Genomic DNA, 5,860 nt, shown 5'->3' on the forward strand with positions numbered 1-5,860 from the left:
GGGCGACTTCTGGGGCGACGGAGAAGATYGGTTTCGGGGGTGGCGYGCGCCAGCGCGCTTCGTAGACTGACTCATCGGCTGTGTTTGACCACAACGAACGAAGTGAGTGACGGGAGTTTGCCGATGCACCCCCGAAGCCGAKCTTCTTCGTGCAGTCGGCCCGCCAGGGCCGACCGCCCCAGCTGAGCCCCCACCGCACCCCGCCACCCGCCACGCCGCCCCGCGCCGCGCCCAAGCGGAACAGATCTTGCAAGAATCACAAAAGCAGTCCCCTACAACCTGACAAGAGCGATCGGAGCGTCCATGCAAACGCAAACGGGTCATCTCAAAGCCACGCTGAACGCCTGGCACCTCTGGGGGCTGGCCGTCGGGCTGGTCATCTCCGGCGAGTATTTCGGCTGGAGCTACGGCTGGGCCAGTGCCGGCACCCTCGGCTTCCTCGTCACCGCCACCGTCGTCGCGGCGATGTACACCACTTTCATCTTCAGCTTCACCGAGCTCACCACCGCGATCCCCAATGCCGGCGGACCGTTCGCCTACGCCAGCCGCGCCTTCGGCCCGGTCGGCGGCCTGATCGCCGGCTTCGCCACCTTGATCGAGTTCGTGTTCGCACCACCCGCCATCGCGATGGCCATCGGCGCCTACCTGCAGGTGCAGTTTCCCGCCGCGAGCCCGAAATTGATGGCCTGCGGCGCCTATGTCGTCTTCATGGCGCTCAACATCGTCGGCGTGCGCACGGCCGCCACCTTCGAGCTGATCGTCACCGTGCTCGCGATCTTCGAGCTGCTGGTGTTCATGGGCGTCGTCGCGCCGGGCTTCTCGGCCGCCAACTTCGCCGCCCACGGCTGGGCCGGGCAGGACAGCTTCAGCCCGCTCGCCCTGTCCGGCATGTTCGCCGCCATCCCGTTCGCGATCTGGTTCTTCCTCGCGATCGAAGGCGTCGCGATGGCCGCCGAGGAAGCGAAAGACCCGAAGCGCACCATCCCCATCGCCTACATCGCCGGCATCGTCACCCTCGTGCTGCTCGCCATCGGCGTGATGGTGTTCGCCGGCGGCGTCGGCGACTGGCGCACGCTCTCCAACATCAACGACCCGCTGCCCCAGGCGATGAAGGCCGTCGTCGGCGAACACAGCGGCTGGCTGCACATGCTGGTGTGGATCGGCCTGTTCGGGCTCGTGGCCTCGTTCCACGGCATCATCCTCGGCTACTCGCGGCAGATGTTCGCGCTCGCCCGCGCCGGCTTCCTGCCCGCCTGGCTCGCCGTCATCCACCCGCGCTTCGGCACGCCCCACCGCGCGGTGCTCGCCGGCGGCGTGATCGGCATCGCGGCGATCTTCAGCGACGAGCTGTTCTCGTTCGGCGGCCAGACGCTCACGGCCAACATCGTCACGATGTCGGTGTTCGGCGCGATCGTGATGTACATCATGTCGATGCTCAGCCTGTTCGTGCTGCGCCGCAAGGAACCGGACCTCGCACGCCCGTTCCCCGCGATCGGCTACCCGGTGTTCCCGGCCATCGCGCTCGCGCTCGCGCTGCTGTGCCTCGTGGCGATGGTCTGGTACAACCTGCTGCTGTCGCTGATCTTCGCCGGGCTGATGGCCGCGGCCACCGTGCTGTTCCTGGTCAGCGGCCGCGACAGGCGCGCCGCCGCGCTGGCGGCGCAAGGCTGACGACAATCACGGGGTCCCGCATGGCCTACCGGCACAGCATCGGCACGCAGACCTGGCAGTTCGCCGACCTGAAGGCGCTGATGGCCCGCGCCACGCCGGCGCGCTCCGGCGACCAGCTCGCCGGCATCGCGGCCAGCAGCGCCGCCGAGCGCATGGCCGCGCGCATGTGCCTGGCCGACCTGCCGCTGCAGCGCTTCCTCGACGAAGCGCTGGTGCCCTACGAAGACGACGAGGTCACGCGGCTCATCGTCGACACGCACGACCGCGCGGCCTTCGCCCCGATCTCGCACCTGACGGTCGGCGGCTTCCGCGACTGGCTGCTCTCGAATGCGGCCGACGAAGCCACGCTCGCCCGGGTCCGCCCTGGCGTCACACCCGAGATGGCGGCCGCCGTCAGCAAGCTGATGCGCAACCAGGACCTGATCCTCGCCGCCCGCAAATGCCGCGTCGTCACCCGCTTTCGCAACACCATCGGGCTGCCCGGGCGCCTCTCGGTGCGGCTGCAGCCGAACCACCCGACCGACAGCCCGCGCGGCATCGCGGTGTCGATGCTCGACGGCCTGCTGTACGGCGCCGGCGACGCGGTGATCGGCATCAACCCGGTCAGCGACAGCATGCCGGCGCTGGTCGACCTGCTGCACCTGCTCGACGAACTGATCCGCCGCTTCGAGATCCCGACGCAGTCGTGCATCCTGACCCACGTCACCAACACCGTGCAGGCGATCGAGGCCGGCGCGCCGGTCGACCTGGTGTTCCAGTCGGTCGCCGGCACGCAGCGGGCGAACGCGAGCTTCGGCATCGACCTCGCGCTGCTGCGCGAGGCGCAGGCCGCCGCGTTGTCGCTGAAGCGCGCGACGGTGGGCGACCCGACCAGCGCCAACGTGATGTATTTCGAGACCGGCCAGGGCTCGGCGCTGTCGGCCGACGCGCACCACGGCGTCGACCAGCAGACCTGCGAGGCCCGTGCCTACGCGGTGGCGCGCGCGTTCTCACCGCTGCTCACCAACACCGTCGTCGGCTTCATCGGGCCGGAGTACCTGTACGACGGCAAGCAGATCATCCGTGCCGGCCTCGAAGACCACTTCTGCGGCAAGCTGATGGGCCTGCCGCTCGGCTGCGACGTCTGCTACACCAATCATGCCGAGGCCGACTCGGACGACATGGACACGCTGATGACGCTGCTCGGCGCGGCGGGCCTGAGCTTCATCATGGGCGTGCCGGGCGCCGACGACATCATGCTGAACTACCAGAGCACCTCGTTCCACGACGCGCTGTACCTGCGCGAGCTGCTCGGCCTGCAGCGTGCACCGGAGTTCGAGGCCTGGCTGCAGAAGATGCGCATCACCGACGAGGCCGGCCGCGTGCTGCCGATCGCGCCCGGCCACAGCCTGATCGAGCGCTTGGACCTGCCGAGGCTCGCGGCGTGACCCAGGAGTCGGCCAAGGACGCGATCACCCGCGACCCGTGGGGCGCCCTGCGCGTGCACACCGCGGCGCGGGTGGCGCTCGGCCGGGCCGGCGTCAGCCTGCCGACCGGCGAGTTGCTGCGCTTCGGCTTTGCGCATGCGCAGGCGCGCGACGCGGTGCATGTGCCGCTCGATGCCGATGCGCTGTGCGCCACGCTGCAGCAGGCCGGCTGGCCGACGCTGCAGGTGCACAGCGCCGCGCCCGACCGTGCCACCTACCTGCTGCGGCCCGACCTCGGCCGCCGGCTCGACGAGGCCTCGGCGGCACGCCTGGCCGACACGGCGGGCGGCTGCGACGTGCAACTGGTGATCGGCGACGGCCTGTCCTCGCTGGCGGTGAGCCGCCATGCCGCGCCGCTGGTCGCCGAGATCCGCGCGCAGGCGCCGCCCGAATGGACCTTCGGCCCCGTCGTCGTCGCGCGGCAGGCCCGCGTGGCGCTCGGCGACCCGGTCGGCGAGCTGCTGCGGGCCCGGCTGGTCGTGATGCTGATCGGCGAGCGCCCGGGGCTGAGCTCGCCGGACAGCCTGGGGATCTACCTCACCTGGGCGCCACGGCGCGGCCGCAGCGATGCCGAGCGCAACTGCATCTCGAACGTGCGGCCCGAAGGCCTGCCGTATGCGCCCGCGGCGCGCCGGCTGGTGTGGCTGGCGCGCGAATCGCTGCGGCTGCAGCTGAGCGGCGTGAGCCTGAAGGACCGCAGCGACGTGGCGGAGCTGCCGCCGGCGTGAAGGGCCCTAACATGTCGGCCATGCAAAACACCCCGCTGATCCACTGGCATTCGATGTTCATGGGCGTCGCGCTGCTCGCCGCCGCCCGCTCGAAGGACGGCCGCAAGCGCAACGGCGCCTGCATCGCGAGCGCGGACAACAAGATCCTGGGCGTCGGCTACAACGGCCTGCCGCGCGGCTGCAACGACGACGATCCGTCGTACTGGAGCGACATCGACGACGATCCGGTGCAGTCGCGCCACAGCTACATCGTCCACGCCGAGGTGAACGCCATCCTCAACTGCGTGGTGCTGCCGCTCACCGCCAGCACGATCTACACGACGCAGTTCCCATGCCCGCGCTGCGTGCAGTCGATCATCCAGGTCGGCATCCAGCGGGTGGTGTTCCTCGAGAAGAAATCCCACCAGGTCGCGCTGAACCAGGCCTCGGACAAGATGCTGGCCGACGCGGGCATCGAGGTGCTGTCGCTCGAAGCGCTCGAGGCGCCGGCGGCCGAGTGGTGCGACAAGCTCGACGACTTCATCCGCGACACCGGGCCGGCCGTGCACGGTGCCACGGATCCCGGGCAGCCCCCGCCGCCTTCGCCGAAGTAGCGGCACTGCACCCTCCATATCGCGGGATCACCGCGCGCCTGGGCTGGCTATCGTGTGCAGCACGGCGCGCGTGTTGCGCCGCGATGCATGGAGGTCTCATGCCGGCCCTGACCGATCCGTTCTCACCTTCGCAACTGCCCCCGTCGCTGCTGCCTCCCCCCGAGGCACCGCGCCAGTTGCCGCTGATCGCCGACCTGCTGGCGCTGTCCGGCTTCCGCACGCTGATGGCCCGCGACGGAACGCCGGTCAACATCGCCCGCATGATGTTCGACCGGCCCTACGCCTACGAGCGCATCGCCGTCGCGCACGGCAGTGCCGATGCGGCGCTGCAGCGGGCGGCGCTGCAGCTGTTCGGCCTGTACCTCGCCACCGACCCCGACATGCACTGATCCCCACGGCGGGGTCTTCTCGTTACCATGGCCCCTCCAGCCACCAGCCGGGGGAACACCATGAAATGGGAAGGCAACCGCGAGAGCGACAACGTCGAAGACGCCCGCAGCAGCGGTGGAGGTGGCGGCGGAGGCCGCGGCTTCGGCGGCCGCAGCATCGGCCTCGGCTCGGTCGCCATCGCGCTGGTGGCCGGCTGGATCTTTGGCGTCAACCCCCTCACGGTGCTGAGCCTGCTCAGCGGCGGCGATGGCGGCGCGGTCCCCACCCAGCAGCAGGCGCCTGCCGGCAAGCCGCCGGCCGACGACAAGATGGCACGCTTCGTCGGGGTGGTGCTGGCCGACACCGAAGACGTGTGGCGCGCCAAGTTCAAGCAGATGGGCGGCACCTACCGCGAGCCGAAGCTGCGGCTGTTCCGCGGCAGCGAGCCCACCGCCTGCGGCCGCGGCCAGGCCGCGATGGGCCCGTTCTACTGCCCGGGCGACCAGAAGGTCTACATCGACCTGAGCTTCTACGAGACCATGCGCACGCGGCTCGGCGCGCCCGGCGATTTCGCGCAGGCCTACGTGATCGCGCACGAGGTCGGCCACCATGTGCAGAACCTGCTGGGCATCAGCGGCAAGGTCGACGCGATGCGCGGGCGCGTCAGCGAAGCGCAGCAGAACGCGCTGAGCGTGCGCCTGGAGCTGCAGGCCGACTGCTTCGCCGGCATCTGGGCCCACGATGCGCAGAGCGCCCGCCAGATCCTGGAGCAGGGCGACGTCGAAGAGGCGCTGAACGCCGCCACCCAGATCGGCGACGACACGCTGCAGCGCAAGTCGCAGGGCACCGTGGTGCCGGAAACCTTCACGCACGGCACCAGCGCGCAGCGCGTCAGCTGGTTCAAGCGCGGCTTCCAGGGCGGCAGCGTCGAGCAGTGCAACACCTTCGAGGCGCGGCAGCTCTGAGCGGTAATCCGTTCGGGCTGAGCCTGTCGAAGCCCCGGTGACCTGCGAGCAGGTCCTTCGACAAGCTC

6 protein-coding genes are annotated in these 5,860 nt (G+C 70.1%); all 6 read left to right on the forward strand.

Annotated features, from left to right (window positions below; translation table 11 throughout):
* Positions 1-303 precede the first annotated feature (303 nt).
* Positions 304-1,671 carry an ethanolamine permease gene (gene eat, locus AC1D01_RS17805; protein ID WP_477868553.1) on the forward strand — a complete coding sequence of 456 codons (1,368 nt, stop codon included), beginning with the start codon at positions 304-306 and terminating at the stop codon, positions 1,669-1,671.
* Positions 1,672-1,691: 20 nt separating this feature from the next.
* Positions 1,692-3,098 carry an ethanolamine ammonia-lyase subunit EutB gene (locus AC1D01_RS17810; RefSeq protein WP_477868555.1) on the forward strand — a complete coding sequence of 469 codons (1,407 nt, stop codon included), beginning with the start codon at positions 1,692-1,694 and terminating at the stop codon, positions 3,096-3,098.
* Complete coding sequence (gene eutC, locus AC1D01_RS17815; protein WP_477868557.1) at positions 3,095-3,865, forward strand: ethanolamine ammonia-lyase subunit EutC; 771 nt, start codon at positions 3,095-3,097, stop codon at positions 3,863-3,865. Before AC1D01_RS17810 ends, eutC begins: the two co-directional genes overlap by 4 nt.
* An 11-nt stretch (positions 3,866-3,876) precedes the next feature.
* Positions 3,877-4,458: a deoxycytidylate deaminase gene (locus AC1D01_RS17820; protein WP_477868559.1), complete on the forward strand. Its 582-nt coding sequence runs from the start codon at positions 3,877-3,879 to the stop codon at positions 4,456-4,458.
* A gap of 98 nt (positions 4,459-4,556) precedes the next feature.
* A complete protein-coding gene (locus tag AC1D01_RS17825) occupies positions 4,557-4,847 on the forward strand; it encodes a hypothetical protein (protein ID WP_477868561.1) in 291 nt (96 codons plus the stop codon).
* 60 nt (positions 4,848-4,907) lie between these two features.
* Positions 4,908-5,792 (forward strand): KPN_02809 family neutral zinc metallopeptidase, encoded by an 885-nt coding sequence (gene ypfJ, locus AC1D01_RS17830; RefSeq protein ID WP_477868563.1) that lies wholly within the window; start codon positions 4,908-4,910, stop codon positions 5,790-5,792.
* Positions 5,793-5,860: the final 68 nt, after the last annotated feature.

The organism is Rhizobacter sp. P3_B12, assembly GCF_056402895.1.

What these genes read in the sequence shown, in the direction of transcription:
- ypfJ (WP_477868563.1), top strand. Translation starts at nt 4,908, where the DNA reads ATGAAATGGGAAGGCAACCGCGAGAGCGACAACGTCGAAGACGCCCGC.
- AC1D01_RS17820 (WP_477868559.1), top strand. Translation starts at nt 3,877, where the DNA reads ATGTCGGCCATGCAAAACACCCCGCTGATCCACTGGCATTCGATGTTC.
- AC1D01_RS17825 (WP_477868561.1), top strand. Translation starts at nt 4,557, where the DNA reads ATGCCGGCCCTGACCGATCCGTTCTCACCTTCGCAACTGCCCCCGTCG.
- eat (WP_477868553.1), top strand. Translation starts at nt 304, where the DNA reads ATGCAAACGCAAACGGGTCATCTCAAAGCCACGCTGAACGCCTGGCAC.
- AC1D01_RS17810 (WP_477868555.1), top strand. Translation starts at nt 1,692, where the DNA reads ATGGCCTACCGGCACAGCATCGGCACGCAGACCTGGCAGTTCGCCGAC.